The sequence below is a fragment of the Chryseobacterium defluvii genome, from assembly GCF_014204415.1.
Classification (GTDB): domain Bacteria; phylum Bacteroidota; class Bacteroidia; order Flavobacteriales; family Weeksellaceae; genus Chryseobacterium; species Chryseobacterium defluvii_A.
This window is the reverse complement of the sequence record NZ_JACHLE010000001.1, coordinates 439,547-453,650: the sequence shown is the minus strand read 5'-3', so window position 1 is coordinate 453,650 and position 14,104 is coordinate 439,547. Positions and strand designations below refer to the sequence as shown.

The 14,104-nt window shown below is 38.1% G+C and carries 16 protein-coding genes; 5 read left to right on the top strand and 11 right to left on the bottom strand.

The features are described 5' to 3' along the window. Positions 1-185: 185 nt before the first annotated feature. The 5 genes from HNP38_RS01980 to HNP38_RS01960 all read right to left on the bottom strand — a co-directional run bounded on the left by HNP38_RS01980 (position 186) and on the right by HNP38_RS01960 (position 2,996). Positions 186-473, bottom strand: a complete 288-nt coding sequence (locus HNP38_RS01980; protein WP_184183630.1) for a cell division protein ZapA — start codon at positions 471-473, stop codon at positions 186-188. Next, positions 473-775, bottom strand: coding sequence for a hypothetical protein (locus HNP38_RS01975; RefSeq protein WP_184183627.1), 303 nt, complete (start codon positions 773-775; stop codon positions 473-475). Before HNP38_RS01975 ends, HNP38_RS01980 begins: the two co-directional genes overlap by 1 nt. Positions 776-912: 137 nt before the next feature. Continuing rightward, a complete protein-coding gene (locus HNP38_RS01970; RefSeq protein ID WP_184183623.1) occupies positions 913-1,695 on the bottom strand; it encodes a porin family protein in 783 nt (260 codons plus the stop codon). Between the two features lie 3 nt (positions 1,696-1,698). Next, positions 1,699-2,430 carry a bifunctional demethylmenaquinone methyltransferase/2-methoxy-6-polyprenyl-1,4-benzoquinol methylase UbiE gene (ubiE, locus tag HNP38_RS01965; RefSeq protein ID WP_184183620.1) on the bottom strand — a complete coding sequence of 244 codons (732 nt, stop codon included), beginning with the start codon at positions 2,428-2,430 and terminating at the stop codon, positions 1,699-1,701. After that, positions 2,427-2,996, bottom strand: a complete 570-nt coding sequence (locus HNP38_RS01960; RefSeq protein WP_184183617.1) for a hypothetical protein — start codon at positions 2,994-2,996, stop codon at positions 2,427-2,429. Before HNP38_RS01960 ends, ubiE begins: the two co-directional genes overlap by 4 nt. A 101-nt stretch (positions 2,997-3,097) precedes the next feature. Between HNP38_RS01960 and HNP38_RS01955 the strand changes: the two genes are divergently transcribed. The 3 genes from HNP38_RS01955 to HNP38_RS01945 all read left to right on the top strand — a co-directional run bounded on the left by HNP38_RS01955 (position 3,098) and on the right by HNP38_RS01945 (position 6,292). Further along, positions 3,098-4,165 carry a 3-oxoacyl-ACP synthase III family protein gene (locus HNP38_RS01955; RefSeq protein WP_184183614.1) on the top strand — a complete coding sequence of 356 codons (1,068 nt, stop codon included), beginning with the start codon at positions 3,098-3,100 and terminating at the stop codon, positions 4,163-4,165. Positions 4,166-4,232: 67 nt separating this feature from the next. After that, positions 4,233-5,438: a metallophosphoesterase gene (locus tag HNP38_RS01950; protein ID WP_184183611.1), complete on the top strand. Its 1,206-nt coding sequence runs from the start codon at positions 4,233-4,235 to the stop codon at positions 5,436-5,438. A gap of 29 nt (positions 5,439-5,467) precedes the next feature. Further along, the gene (locus HNP38_RS01945) at positions 5,468-6,292 is read left to right on the top strand and encodes a class I SAM-dependent methyltransferase (protein WP_184183608.1); all 825 of its coding nucleotides are present in this window, start codon (positions 5,468-5,470) and stop codon (positions 6,290-6,292) included. Positions 6,293-6,388: 96 nt separating this feature from the next. On the opposite strand, the gene HNP38_RS01940 is transcribed toward HNP38_RS01945, so the two are convergent. From HNP38_RS01940 to HNP38_RS01930, 3 genes are all read right to left on the bottom strand, one after another. Continuing rightward, entirely contained in the window at positions 6,389-7,141 is a 753-nt protein-coding gene (locus HNP38_RS01940; protein WP_184183605.1) for a polysaccharide deacetylase family protein, read from the bottom strand. Between the two features lie 83 nt (positions 7,142-7,224). Further along, positions 7,225-8,187: an NAD-dependent epimerase/dehydratase family protein gene (locus HNP38_RS01935; protein ID WP_184183602.1), complete on the bottom strand. Its 963-nt coding sequence runs from the start codon at positions 8,185-8,187 to the stop codon at positions 7,225-7,227. A 200-nt stretch (positions 8,188-8,387) separates the two neighbouring features. Further along, a complete protein-coding gene (locus HNP38_RS01930; protein ID WP_228460906.1) occupies positions 8,388-8,618 on the bottom strand; it encodes a hypothetical protein in 231 nt (76 codons plus the stop codon). A 224-nt stretch (positions 8,619-8,842) separates the two neighbouring features. Between HNP38_RS01930 and ggt the strand changes: the two genes are divergently transcribed. Further along, positions 8,843-10,531: a gamma-glutamyltransferase gene (ggt, locus tag HNP38_RS01925; protein WP_184183599.1), complete on the top strand. Its 1,689-nt coding sequence runs from the start codon at positions 8,843-8,845 to the stop codon at positions 10,529-10,531. Between the two features lie 43 nt (positions 10,532-10,574). Beyond that, positions 10,575-11,855, top strand: a complete 1,281-nt coding sequence (locus HNP38_RS01920) for a dicarboxylate/amino acid:cation symporter (RefSeq protein ID WP_184183596.1) — start codon at positions 10,575-10,577, stop codon at positions 11,853-11,855. On the opposite strand, the gene HNP38_RS01915 is transcribed toward HNP38_RS01920, so the two are convergent. The 3 genes from HNP38_RS01915 to HNP38_RS01905 form a co-directional block, all read right to left on the bottom strand. Beyond that, positions 11,852-12,742: a diacylglycerol/lipid kinase family protein gene (locus HNP38_RS01915; protein WP_410493754.1), complete on the bottom strand. Its 891-nt coding sequence runs from the start codon at positions 12,740-12,742 to the stop codon at positions 11,852-11,854. The genes HNP38_RS01920 and HNP38_RS01915 overlap by 4 nt on opposite strands. Before the next feature lie 5 nt (positions 12,743-12,747). Further along, the gene (locus HNP38_RS01910) at positions 12,748-13,575 is read right to left on the bottom strand and encodes an RsiV family protein (RefSeq protein WP_184183593.1); all 828 of its coding nucleotides are present in this window, start codon (positions 13,573-13,575) and stop codon (positions 12,748-12,750) included. Positions 13,576-13,649: 74 nt separating this feature from the next. Continuing rightward, positions 13,650-14,063, bottom strand: a complete 414-nt coding sequence (locus HNP38_RS01905) for a DUF5684 domain-containing protein (RefSeq protein WP_184183590.1) — start codon at positions 14,061-14,063, stop codon at positions 13,650-13,652. Between the last annotated feature and the right edge of the window lie 41 nt (positions 14,064-14,104).

Below are 14,104 nucleotides of genomic sequence, written 5' to 3'. Positions count from 1 at the left end.
AAAAAGCCCACAACAATTCAAAGATTGAGAGTAAACTCCTAATCAACACGATTTGAACTGATTTCCATTGTCTGTAATCCGGATACCGGCACGCCATTCAATGGACATTTGTTCGGTAATTGTTTAGCGTTGAGTTTACCTTTAATGTGTTAGAATTATTGTAGGCAGTTTGTATGGGAAAAAATCTATTTCCCAATTTCATCTAACGACCGGTTAATCTGCGTTAACCTTTCGTTGGTAGAATGTATACTTTTTTCGTAATTAAGAGATACGACTTCGGCATTGGTTCCCAGTTTCAGGGCACACATAGCCAGAGCATCCTGTTTATCTCTTACATCGAAGTTCTGTTCAAAATCTTTAATCATATTTTCGATCTGCTTCCCCACCTTACGCAGCGTTTCTTCTTCTGCTGCCGGTACGTTCAGCGGATATACCCTTCCTGCAATGTTGATGGTTATTCTTCTTACCTCCATTATAATCCACTGTTTTGAAGCTGTGCAATACAGAAATCTATTTCCTTCACCAGTCTGTTGATGTGGTTTTTCATTAGCCTGTTATGTTCAGGGTTTCCTGATATTGCTGAATAAAGTTTTATATTTTTTTGTTCTTCTGCTAATACCTGATTTTTTCTTCTCTCTTCATCATATTTCTTCTTCAGGTCTTCATGCTCAGTACTTAATTCTGATAATTTTTCAGCAAGATTCCGATAGTTCTTTTGCAAATTCGAAATCTTTTTTTCCAGCTCTGAAAAATTGTTTTCTAAGTCTTGAAGCATTTCAGGTTTATATATTCTAACTAATAGCAAAAATATGAAATTATTAACATTAATAAAAATAAAATCCCTTATATTTTGCTCATCCCAACAAAAAAGGAGATGCAAAGCACCTCCTTTTTATGATAATTTCAGATATTTTATTCAAATTTCAATACAAACATGATTGCTCTGGTTTGCAAAGTAGATATGGCTGATGACCAGTAAGGAGGTGTTTCAACATTATCGGCTACTTTTTCGTTATTCATGAAGAATGTCCCTCTGATACCCGGAGTCAGTTTAAACTTATTGAAGTAAAACTGGATCCCCATTTCGGCAGACCATGCAAAATTATGGGTGGTAGACCTGAAGGTCTGCTGCAGGTTATCATCTTCTGAACCTGAGTTGGACTGTAAGTTCACTACGTAATTCACACCGGCTGCCACATAAGGCCTTGAGTTGTACCATCTTTGCCCGTGAAGTTCCAATAATACGGGAACATCCACCAAAGTTGTTTTGATATCTCTTACTCTGTCATTTTCTGCTAAAGGAATAGGAATAAAAGGAGGATTAGTCAATGTTCCGGCAGCATACTGGTCATTGGACTGGGTATTAAAAGTCAACTGTCTCTGAGCAAATTGTAAACCCGGTTCTAATCTCAGGTCCAGATAATCGTTAAGTCTCCATTTTCCGATAAGCCCGGCACCGAAACTATAACTTTCTTTGGAAGAAACAAGATTATGATTCCCGTTCATACCATATCTCGGGTGTAACACAATACGGTAATCCAGCCTGTTGCCATTCAGATAAAAACCCCAACTGAATGTCTGCTGGTCAAAATCTTCCAGCTTGTCCATCCTGTTTCGGGTTCTGAATTGTGCATCTGCAAAAACTGCAATATTTACTGAGGCTAAAACCAGTGCTTTTAATAAAAATTTATTCATAGGTTACTTTGTTGCTTTATAAATTGTGGCTATACCTAAACTTAGTTTTTTATATTCAACTTTTTTAAATCCTGTATCTGAAAGAATTTGTCTCATCTTTTCCCCGTGAGGAAAAGCATTTACAGAATCCGGAAGGTATGTATATGCCCTATTGTCCTTGGAAACCAGTCTGCCGATGGCAGGTAATATATTTTTGAAATAAAACATATACAATGGCCCCATGAAACCCTCAACCTTTGAAAACTCCAGTATATAAACACTCTTGTTATCTTTAACTACTCTTCTCAACTCTGCCAAACCTTTGGTAAGGTTTTCAAAATTCCTCACTCCAAATGCAACGGAAACAGCATCAAATCTATTGTCCTCGAAAGGTAAATTTTCCGCATCCCCCTTTTGCATGGAAATTTTGCCGTCTAATTTAAGTTTTTTTATTTTAATAACGCCAACATTTAACATTTGTTGCGATAAATCCAAACCAATTACTTTTGCCTTCGTTCCTTTTTCGATCGTAATGGCGAGATCCCCCGTTCCTGTAGCCACATCCAGTACTTCCTGCGGGTCATCATTTTTCATCCATTTCACCAGCGTATTTCTCCACAAAACATCAATTTTCATAGACAAAACATGATTCAGAAGATCATACTTTGGTGCAATATTGTCGAACATATCCTCTACCTGGCTTTTTTTTGTAGCTTCAGAATTGTAGGGAGTTACTTGGTTAATATCTTTTGTCAAAACTTGTAATATTCTTTATAATAATTAAGGTAATCTTGTTTTCTGAAAATCTTGGTGCGGGACTCCACCTTATCTATATTTTTAATAAGTTTATCATAGTCTTCATCTACATTATAGTAGAAATCTTCTGTATAAAGCTTATTAAAGTGCTTAGCTCCGCCCAAATATACTTTACCGTCTATCAAGGTTTTATCAAGTGTCAAAAGTAATGAATCTTTTTTAAGGTTGTATCCATAATACTGGCGATTAACGTAATAATCCTGATGGGCAATATTTAAAAGACCGCGGATCTTATCCACCTGAAAAGCAGAATCGTAAAGCAGTTTTTTATTCTGGTCAAAAACCCTGATAGAGTTTTTCCCCTGTTTCAGGTCTACCCGTACAGACTGCCCTCCCGAGATGATCCCTTCGGAACCGTTATTAATGTTATAATAATATATATTGGGAGTAGGATTATCTACCAGGTAATAGTTTCTCTTGGACAGAAAAAGGAAATAGATCCCAAAAGCAACTACAAATGCCGCAACAGCAATAAGTAAACCTTTTAAGGACGGATTGTTTTTCATAGATTGTAAAGTACAATTTTTGCAAATTTAATAATATTTTTAATTCTTTCTTATTAAGATTAATTATTAACTTTGCATTTTTAAAAAATCATTTAAACGAAATGCCGAATACGATCATTATTGGTTCTGGATCTTATATTCCTAATAGAGTTATTGGTAGAGACTATTTTTTAAATTCCGAGTTCTATACGGATGAAGGAGAGAAAATAGAAAAACCTACTGAAGAAATTATTGCCAAATTTGTAGAAATTACGGAGATAGAGAACAGAAGGTTTATAGAAGATGAACTTTCAAACTCACAAATCGGCTATGAGGCTGCAAAATTGGCCATTGAGGACGCAAAAATAGATGGTGAAGAATTAGACTATATTATTTATGCAAGCAATTTCGGAGAAGTTACGGTTAACGGCTATGTGAACTTCATGCCGAATATGGCTGCAAGAGTAAAAAATAAATTAGGGATAAAAAACAGAAAATGTGTCACTTATGACATGATATTCGGTTGCCCGGGATGGGTAGAAGCTATGATCCTGGCTGATAACCTGATCAAAGCTAAAGCAGCCAAAACCATCCTTGTTATCGGCGGAGAAACTTTAAGCCGTGTTACGGACCCTTATGACCGAAATAAAATGATCTTTGCCGACGGAGCCGGTGCCGTGGTTGTAAAAGCTACCGATGATGAAAATGTAGGGATCATTTCCCACAATACGATCTGTGACAACGGAGTTGAAATAGATTATCTAAGAAACAGCTGCTCTCTCAATAAAGAAGCGGATCAGAAGCGTTTATATGTAAGGATGCTGGGAAGAAAAATTTATGAGTACGCCCTTAAAAATGTTCCGGTTGCCATTAAGGAAACTATTGATGATGCCGGGCTTTCTATTCAGGATATCAACAAAGTACTGATTCATCAGGCCAATGCTAAAATGGATTATGCAATGATCGAAAGGCTTCATAAGCTTTATGATGTGAAAGATTATGACCATGCGATCTCCCCTATGACGATCCAGATGTTCGGAAACTCATCCGTAGCAACCATTCCTACCATGTATGATTTAATAATTAAAGGAAAAATGGAAGGTCAATCGTTTATAGATAAAGGTAACATTGTGATGACTTCCGTAGGAGCAGGAATGAACATCAATGCTATCGTTTACAGATTTCCTTAGTTAAATAAATAATTTAAATATAAAAAGCACAAAGGGAGTTTCTTTTGTGCTTTTTTTAAAACACGTTATGCAAAGAAATTTTTTAATTATTGCCGCTATTTTCCTTTTTCTGGAACTTTATATTTACCAGGCAATAAGAACGTTGACAGACAACCTTTGGATAAGGATCGGCTATTGGGTGATATCTTTAGCGGTGTACGGAATCTTTGCCTATGAGGTAACTCATTTTCAAAGATCAGACAGAAGCACAATGAGAGCTCAGATCATGATCTCTCTATTTTTAGTATTCATTCTCCCGAAAATTTTCATTGTTTTATTCCTGTTGATTGATGATATTTTCAGGACAGGAAGCTACCTGACCGGGCTGTTCCGGCCCTCGGAGAATTTTTTCCCTGAAAGGAGGAAGTTTTTAAGCCTTATGGGGCTGGGACTTGGAGGCGTGCTTTCGGCTTTGTTCATAGACGGTATCACGTTTGGGAAATACAGGCATAAGGTGAGAAAATTAAAAGTAAAGATTAATAACCTTCCCGAAAGCTTTAAAGAATATAAGATCATACAGATTTCGGATGTCCATAGCGGAAGCTTTTCCGATCCTGATAAATTGAAACACGCTGTTGAACTCATCAACGAACAAAAACCCGACCTGGTATTATTTACAGGAGATATGGTAAATAATGTGGCTGATGAATTCAAACCTTTCATCCCTTTGTTCTCCACGATCAAAGCGAATGACGGGAAATTTGCGGTTTTAGGGAACCATGATTACGGCGATTATGTGACCTGGAGTTCCCCTTATGAGAAGAAAAAAAACCTTGAAACGCTTATTGACTACGAGAAACAGGCAGGTTTCGACATGCTGAGAAATGAACATCGGGTTATTGAGAAAAACGGTGAAAAATTATATATCCTCGGGGTTGAAAACTGGGGATTGAAACCTTTCCCGCAGTTCGGAGATCTGGATAAGGCATTAGAAAACCTCCCGGAATCAGCCGCAAAAATATTGATGAGCCACGACCCTACTCATTTTGACCAAGTAGTTAAAAAACACACAGGAAATGTCCATCTTACCCTTTCCGGCCACACGCACGGCATGCAGTTCGGGCTGGATCTGAAAAACATAAAATGGTCTCCTGTACAATACCGCTATCCGAAATGGGCGGACCTGTATGAAAGCGAAGGCAAATTATTATATGTGAACAGAGGTTTCGGAGTATTGGGATACCCCGGAAGAGTGGGTGTTTTACCGGAGATCACGCTTTTCGAACTGTCTTAATTTTTTTATTTTAGCAAAAACATACCTGAATGGAACATACCGGGGAAAGACACATACTCAACGGAAATTTTAATAACAAATCAGCATTTTATATCCATCTGATGCATATGGCCACTTATGAATATGCAAAAGAATTTGTAAAAGGCAAAAAAGTACTGGATTTTGGCTGTGGTTCCGGCTATGGTACCCAAATGCTGTCCGAAAATGCCGAAAGTATTGTTGGTGCGGATGTAAGCAGAGAAGCCATTGAGTTTGCGAAAAAAAACTATACATCCCCCAATCTGGGTTTTAAAACTATCCCTGAACTAGGGGGTGAAAAGTTTGATGTCATTACTTCTTTTCAGGTCATAGAGCACGTTCCCAATGACACCCAATATCTTAATGATCTGAAAAAGCTCTTAAATCCCGGCGGATGCCTGCTGATCTCCACACCTGATAAAAAAAACAGGCTTTTCAATTATATTCAAAAGCCCTGGAACATTTTCCACATCAAGGAATATACATTTGAAGGCCTGGAAAGTTTACTCAAAAGACATTTTAAAAAGGCAGAAGTCCTTAGAATCGGCTCCGATTCGGATCTGGTACTGGAAGAGATCAGCCGCACCAGGAAGCAGAAAATGATCACCCTTCCGTTCACCCTGTCCATTTATCCATATCCTTTGAGGGTTTTCCTTTTAAATACATTAAAATATGCCTTTGAATTGAAAAACAAAATCAGGCCCGGTAAAAAGAACACACCCGTAACAAACAATACAACACCTGATTTCGTTTCACAATATTCTTCCGGAGATATTGTCATCAGAAAAGAAATAGAGCATTCTACAGACCTGTTTGCGATCTGTATTCAGGAATGAAACTTCCCTTATATATTGAAAATTCCGTGAATAAATCAATCTAAATAGCCTTGTTTGTCTTTACGTTTAGAAAACATCTTATCACAGCCAGATGAATCAAAAGATATAATCCTTCATCCGGGAAGTAGCCAGCTCTTTCTCATTGATCCAGGTAAGAAGGGCATCCAGTTTATCTTCCATTTTTCTGCCCGAAAACAGGCTTCTATAAAAAGGAATTTTAAACTGATATTTGCTGAAATCCGTAAACTGCCAGGAATTAAGATAGATCAGGACAAATTCATCATTTTTCAAGGTTTCAAAAACCATACTCTGGTAATATTTCATAGGCAGGATCTGAAATACAAAGTCATTGTAGGGCAGCTGACTGTAAGGTGAAATGCTTTCCGGAACAAGGCTTAATCCATTTTCTTCCGTGATTTCAGTATTTCTTTCAAGGCGTTTGAAAGGAAAGAGAATATTGGCATTATCAATATTAGAAATATAACTAAACTCCAAAAGCTTCAGGCTCTCCTGAGGAAGTTTAAAATCTTTCTGACGGATTCCCCTAATCTGTTTTTCCAGGAAATCCTGCATGTTTTTTTTTACCTGATCAATTTCTTCAAGCGTTGAATTTTTATTATAAAAAGCAATTTCATGGCCGCGCCCTGAAATTGCTTTTATAAGATTTTTAAGTTTTTCAGCGATGGAAATTTCAATAAAGAAAGTCGCTTTTATGTCATGGATATCCAAAATCCTCAAAACAGCTTTGGTATTATCTTCCGTAATTTTCAGCCTCTCCTCATCAGGAATATGAACGCCATTTTTAGTTTCAGCTTCAATATTCACCACATTAAACGTTAACAATATCATTTAAACTATTTTTTAGATAAAAAACATAACCATTTTAATCATAATAGAATACAATTTTTATTTAAAGTAAAATAAAACCATTACTATCTATTCAATTTAACCCTTAAATTTTTAATCATATCTTTTGACATCTCGGCAATTCCGAAATCATAAGAAAGTCCCCAGTCTTTTTTAGCCACGGAATCATCAATGGAAGACGGCCAGGAATCTGCGATAGCCTGTCTGAAATCCGGTTGATAATCAATAGTAAATTCCTGGATTTCTTTTTTGATTTCTTCTGCGAGTTGTTTTGGTGTGAAAGACATCCCGCCAAGGTTATAAGATGAGCGCACCGTCAGGTTTTCTTTTGGAGCTTCCATCAGTTGCAATGTTGCATTGATAGCATCATTCATATAGAGCATAGGCATGGCTGTATCTTCCGAAATAAAACTGGTATATTTTCCTTCTTCCACGGCCTCGTAGAAAATTTCCACGGCATAATCGGTTGTTCCTCCGCCTGCAGGTGTTTTCCAGGAGATCAGTCCCGGGTATCTTATACTTCTCACATCCACACCATGCTTGTCAAAATAATATTCGCACCATTTCTCACCTGCCATCTTAGAGATTCCATATACAGTAGTCGGATTCAGCACTACATCCTGTCCTACATTTTCTTTAGGGATCCCTTTCCCGAATACGGCAATGGAACTCGGCCAGAAGATCTTTTTGATCAGTCCTTCCTTTGCCATTTCACAAAACTGAAGAAGAGGTTCCAGATTAAGCTTCCATGCAAAAACAGGCTGTTTCTCTGAAGTTCCCGAAAGCAATGAAGCCAGGTGGTAAACCGTAGTAATATCGTAATCTTTGATGATCTGCCTTACCAGCTGGGTATTCGTTACATCCATTCTTTCATAATATCCGGCCGAAGTAAGCCCTTTATTCCACCTGTCTAATCCCGAGGCTACAACATTTTCCGCACCGTGAATTTCGACAAGCCTGTTGGTAAGCTCAGTACCTATCTGGCCTAAAGCACCGGTAATCAATATTTTCTCCGTATAGGACTCCATTTTTAGATTTTTTTAGATTTTTAGAATGTTACAAAAGTAAAAAAATCATACCAACCAAAATAAAAAAGGTGCGTAAAATGCACCTTTTTTTACTATCCTGAAAAAATATGATTTAAAAACTCAGATTCACTCTTGCGAAAAGAAATCTTCCATTCATACCGAACTGGGAAACATTCCTGGAGTAAACAAACTGATCGGAGTTATGCAATCGTAGTTGAATTTGAGGTGAATGAAGGAGCCACATAACTTAAAATCTGATTAAGATCTGTCTGCGGACTTAATATCGATTGTGAGCTTATGCTGGTTACATCCACAGGAACAGAAGTATCTGTAGCGACTCTGCTTTTGTTTCCGGAACCGATCGTAATTTTAACTTCTTCTACCGTTTTAGTTTTTAAGGAATCATTAGTTTGAGCACTAAAGTTTGCCAAAATAAAAAACAAAACCCGACAGAGAAAATTTTCTGGTAATTTTTCTTCATGAAATAGTACGCTTTTAGATTATATTGATTTTAAAACATAGCAATAAAAAACACATCAACAAAGTTAACATTAAAAAAAATATAACTTTTAATGAAAATAATATAAACTTTCAGATGAATTTAACATAAAATTATCAATTTAAAAATGAATAATTTTTTTATTAATTTCATCTCATGAAAAAAATCTTAACAGCAATTGTTCTTGTTACTTATCAATTGTATTTCCCACAGTTCACAGGGTTTAATATTATAAAAGAAGTAAAAGTAAAAAACAAAGGTGTGGTAGTCTCTGCGCATCCTTTAGCCAGTGAAGCCGGTGCAAAGGTGATGAAAATGGGTGGAAATGCTTATGATGCAGTTGTTGCCACGCAATACGCCTTAGCCGTGGTCTATCCTCAGGCCGGTAACATTGGTGGTGGCGGTTTTTTGGTAGGCGTTAAGAGCAATGGAGAAAAATTCACGATTGACTATCGTGAAACAGCTCCTAAAAAAGCTTCAAGAGATATGTATGTGGATAAAAACGGAAAAGCCAATACAGATCTTTCCCAGAACGGAAGGCTGGCAGTAGGGATCCCGGGAAGTGTAGCCGGCTTTTTTGCCACTTTAAAATATTGCAAACTTCCTATGGAAAAACTCATCCAGCCTGCCATTGACCTGGCTGAGAAGGGCTTTGCCATCACAGAACAGGAAGCAGGCTTGCTGAATGCCCATAAAGAAAGCTTTCAAAAGCATAATCAATCTGAGCTGGCATTCGTAAAGAACACTTCGTGGCAGGCAGGTGATATCCTGGTTCAAAAAGAGCTGGCTGAAACGCTGAAATTGATCCAAAAATCAGGGGCAAAAGGTTTTTATGAAGGAAAAACAGCAGACCTATTGGTGGCTGAAATGAAAAAAGGAAACGGAATCATCACACCGGAAGACCTGAAGAATTACAAAGTAGCGGAAAGAAAAGCCCTTGAGTTCGATTATAAAGGAAATATTGTCGTATCTATGCCCTTACCCTCAAGCGGCGGTGTCCTTCTGGCTCAAATGCTGAAAATGGCAGGATATGAGGATCTGGAAAAGTATCAGCAGAATTCCACACAGACCGTACAGATCATGGTGGAAGCTGAACGAAGAGCCTATGCCGACAGGGCTGAATATATGGGCGATCCGGATTTCATTAATGACAAAACCTCTTACCTGATCTCTGATGAATATTTGAAAAACAGATGGAAAAGCTTCAGCTTTGACAAAGCCACTCCGAGTTCAGCAGTGGGAAAGATCATTCAACAGCCTAAGGAATCAACAGAAACGACCCATATTTCCGTTATCGATAAGGATGGCAATGCTGCGGCAGTAACTACTACTCTTAACGGTTTATACGGGAGTAAAGTAATAGTATCCGGAGCAGGTTTCTTCCTGAATAATGAAATGGATGATTTCTCTATAAAACCGGGTGTTCCGAATATGTTTGGAGCAGTAGGCGGTGAAGCTAACGCCATTCAGCCCAATAAAAGAATGCTTTCTTCCATGACTCCTACGATCCTGCTGAAAAACGGAAAACCTTATATGGTAGTAGGAACACCAGGAGGAACTACCATTCCTACTTCCGTATACCAATCTATTGTAAACGTTATTGATTTTAAGCAGAAAGCCAATATATCCGTCAATGCCCCAAAGTTTCATCATCAATGGCTGCCGGAAAGTGTAGCATTTGAAAAGAATTTTCCTGAAAATACCATTAAGGATCTTGAGAAACTGGGATATAAGGCCGAAAGATGGAACCAGCTCGGAAGAACAGAGATGATCCTTATTGATGACAACGGAAATATTCATGCCGTGGCGGATGGACGTGGCGATGATTCTGTGGCAGTGGAATAAAGCTTCATCTTCATTGATATCTCTAAAAACTAAACAGCATCTTTTGAAAGCAAAAAAATTCTACCAGCAGCTTTATTTTCAGGTTATTATAGCTATAATTCTGGGTATATTTCTCGGATATTATTACCCGGAACTGGGTGAAAAGATGAAACCTTTGGGCGACGGTTTCATTAAGCTGGTAAAAATGATCATTGCCCCTGTAATTTTCATTACGCTTACATTGGGGATCGCGCATATGACAGATCTGAAAAAAGTAGGAAGGATCGCTATAAAAGCAATGATCTATTTTTTCACTTTTTCCACATTAGCGCTCATTATTGGTCTGATCGTCGGGAATGTTATACAACCCGGAACAGGATTGAATATTGACCCCGCCACTCTTTCAGGAGATATCTCGCAATATCAGCAGAAAGCCCACGAGTCTACCCTTACGGGGTTCATTATGAATATCATCCCGGAAACCTTATTCAGCCCGCTGGTTGGTGAAAATATACTACAGGTGCTTCTTGTAGCCATATTAATGGGGGTTGCTTTAGTTTTAACAAAGGAAAAAAGCCAGAAGATAACAGATCTCCTTCAAAGCCTTTCCGCACCGGTATTCAAAATCGTTCATATGCTGATGAAACTGGCCCCGATAGGCGCCTTCGGAGCAATGGCCTTCACCATAGGAAAATATGGGCTGCATTCTGTTTTGAATCTGATCTTTTTAGTCGGAACATTTTATATTACTTCTATTCTTTTCATTGTCCTGATTCTGGGAACCGTTGCCTGGTATAACGGGTTTAATATTTTTAAACTGATGTATTACCTTAAGGAAGAGCTTCTGCTGGTTCTGGGAACGAGTTCATCGGAATCAGCACTGCCGGGAGTGATGGAAAAACTGGAAAAAGCGGGATGCTCCAGGGCTATTGTAGGCCTGGTGGTGCCTACAGGCTATTCTTTCAATCTGGACGGAACGAATATTTACATGACCCTGGCTTCATTATTCATTGCCCAGGCTCTGAATATCCATCTTCCGATCGAAAAGCAGATCATGCTTCTTCTGGTAGCCATGCTGAGCTCAAAAGGGGCTGCAGGCGTTACAGGAGCAGGCTTTGTGACTTTAGCAGCAACATTAGCAGTTGTTCCGGAAATACCGATCGCCGGAATGACGTTAATTCTGGGAATCGACAAGTTCATGAGTGAGTGCAGGGCACTTACCAATGTAATCGGAAACTCGGTAGCTACTGTGGTGGTCGCCAACTGGGAGAAACAGCTGGATAAAAAGCAATTGCACTACAGCCTGAATCATCCGCACGAGATCGAGAAGAAACTGGAAGTTTAGATCAGAATATTCAGGCTTTTGGGAAGCACTTTTACATGAACGGGTGATTTTATTTTATTGAATTCACCATCCAGATGCCAGTTTTTGGTATTTACTTTAAATTTGATGTCTGAAACAGGAAGATAAGTGACGTATTCATCATCTTTCAGCCTTTTGGTAAACATCCTGAAAGCGAAAAGCAATGAATAGGCAAAAGGAAATTTTTTCACGAGTACAACATCTACCAGACCATCACTTTTGCTTGCCATGGGAGCAATGTATGCGTTATTTCCGAACTGGCGCGTATTGGCGATATTCAGCATCAGGTATTTTCCGTTGTATTTCTGATATTCTTCATCCGAAAACCTAACCTTTATGGATTTGAAACTGAAAAATGTTTTAAAGGAAACTTTAATATAATTCTTAAATCCTCTATCTGTTTTTTCAAATCTCTTTACTACTTTTCCATCGAAACCGGTGCCCGATACATTGATGGAAAGCCTTTCATTTACCATAAATGTGTCTATTTTTCTGAATCTGGCAGATTTTATCTTTTCCAGAAGATCACCTAAATTTTTGTTGAAATTTGTCTCATTGGAGAATCCGTTTCCTGAGCCCGCAGGAAATATGGCCAGAATCTTAGGGGTATTGATAAGGTTTCTTGCTACTGTTGAAATAGTTCCGTCACCTCCTATGGCCACAAAGATATCTACTTTGTCAAAGTTTTCCTGAATGAACTCATCTGTTCCGCGGATAGACTCGGAGATGTAATATAAAGGATCATCTACCCTGTTCTTAAGCTCATTAAGGAAAGGCTGATAATTCTTTTTGGCTGAAAAAGGATTGATAATGAAGGCGACTTTTTCCATTACAGCAAAAATAAAAAATGCTCCCAGATCCGGAAGCATTAATATCATTTAATTTTCATTCTTTCTTTGAATTCAGGATTCAGGGTTCCTTTCAGTTCTTCCCAGGAGACCGGAATGATAATATCACCTGCAGCAAAGGCAGCGATCTCATACGGGCTGTAATGAAAATAAAGGTTTTTATCATCAAAATAAAAGTTATCGGTAGCAGGAATTTCTTTTACCAAAAGCATTTCGGAGTTTTTCACGTCTCCGTTCTCATCGGATGTCCCGCTATGAATGGTATTGATATTCTTCATCAAAAGGGCTTCCAGCTTATTTTCCGGTAGAGATGTAATATCTTTCAACTCTACTTTTCTATTGTTTTTAAGGTCAAACACCCTTTCCGTAAAGCCATAGTTATCATGGGCCCCGCCCTCGTAAGCACTTACCGCGTACTGAATATGGACATAATCATTCTTATCGGACTTCAGGCTCATGGACGTGCTTGTGTACCATTGCTGGGAGTATGGGATTTCCGAAAGCCAGTCTTTATTGTCTGTTTTTATCAAATTATAATACCCTGTTTTTTCTTTTTCCAGAAATGCCTGCAATCCCTGTTTTGAATAATCTTTTATTCCCTTATCCAAAAAGTAGATGCTGTCCAGCAGCTTTTTATCCTTTATTGTTGGGAATACCAATAATTTGGATGTAAATCTCAGGCTGAGGGAATCGCTTATTTTCGTTGAATCATTCACCACTACAGAATCCATGACCAATTCCTGAGGCTCTCCGGCCTCTGTTTTTATTGTTCCGGCATTCTTTGCCTGTTCTTTTTTGCACGCAGACAAAAGGAAAAAGGAAGACAGGATGATAACAGCGATGGTATTTTTCATAATTTTCAATTTATCCTGTTTAAATGCAAAAACCATTCAAAAATGAATGGTTTTTAGTTATTTTTTCTATTTTTTTAATCATTTGGGATTTTATTCCTGTCAAAGGTATCATTCCCGAAGGCAAGCACGGGAATAAATATGAATCCTAAGAAAAGTAAAAGAATAGCGTACAACGGAGTTTCTTTCCCAAAGCCTTTTGAGAGTCTTTCATAAACTACCCATGCAGCATAGATATTTACTAAAGGTATTAAGAACAGAATAATCCACCAGATTGGTTTTTTAACAATATCCAACAGAACAATGCTGTTATAAATAGGGATAAAAGCAGCCCAGGCATCTTCCCTACCTGCTTTCTGGAAAATTTTATACATACAGAATCCGTAGAACAGAAACAATATCAGATAGAAGATCATCATTCCGATCCCTACTCCCGCCGCCGCGGCTCCGTCCATACCCTCATAAGGGTCTGCTTGTAAAAGAGTTAGCATATTAATAGTTTTTATTGGTTTTATCAAATATATAAAAAAGC

What these genes read in the sequence shown, in the direction of transcription:
- HNP38_RS01950 (WP_184183611.1), top strand. Translation starts at nt 4,233, where the DNA reads ATGCAAAGAAATTTTTTAATTATTGCCGCTATTTTCCTTTTTCTGGAA.
- HNP38_RS01975 (WP_184183627.1), bottom strand. Translation starts at nt 775, where the DNA reads ATGCTTCAAGACTTAGAAAACAATTTTTCAGAGCTGGAAAAAAAGATT.
- ggt (WP_184183599.1), top strand. Translation starts at nt 8,843, where the DNA reads ATGAAAAAAATCTTAACAGCAATTGTTCTTGTTACTTATCAATTGTAT.
- HNP38_RS01955 (WP_184183614.1), top strand. Translation starts at nt 3,098, where the DNA reads ATGCCGAATACGATCATTATTGGTTCTGGATCTTATATTCCTAATAGA.
- HNP38_RS01940 (WP_184183605.1), bottom strand. Translation starts at nt 7,141, where the DNA reads ATGATATTGTTAACGTTTAATGTGGTGAATATTGAAGCTGAAACTAAA.
- HNP38_RS01980 (WP_184183630.1), bottom strand. Translation starts at nt 473, where the DNA reads ATGGAGGTAAGAAGAATAACCATCAACATTGCAGGAAGGGTATATCCG.
- HNP38_RS01915 (WP_410493754.1), bottom strand. Translation starts at nt 12,742, where the DNA reads ATGCTTCCGGATCTGGGAGCATTTTTTATTTTTGCTGTAATGGAAAAA.
- HNP38_RS01910 (WP_184183593.1), bottom strand. Translation starts at nt 13,575, where the DNA reads ATGAAAAATACCATCGCTGTTATCATCCTGTCTTCCTTTTTCCTTTTG.
- HNP38_RS01905 (WP_184183590.1), bottom strand. Translation starts at nt 14,063, where the DNA reads ATGCTAACTCTTTTACAAGCAGACCCTTATGAGGGTATGGACGGAGCC.
- HNP38_RS01970 (WP_184183623.1), bottom strand. Translation starts at nt 1,695, where the DNA reads ATGAATAAATTTTTATTAAAAGCACTGGTTTTAGCCTCAGTAAATATT.
- HNP38_RS01935 (WP_184183602.1), bottom strand. Translation starts at nt 8,187, where the DNA reads ATGGAGTCCTATACGGAGAAAATATTGATTACCGGTGCTTTAGGCCAG.
- HNP38_RS01960 (WP_184183617.1), bottom strand. Translation starts at nt 2,996, where the DNA reads ATGAAAAACAATCCGTCCTTAAAAGGTTTACTTATTGCTGTTGCGGCA.
- HNP38_RS01945 (WP_184183608.1), top strand. Translation starts at nt 5,468, where the DNA reads ATGGAACATACCGGGGAAAGACACATACTCAACGGAAATTTTAATAAC.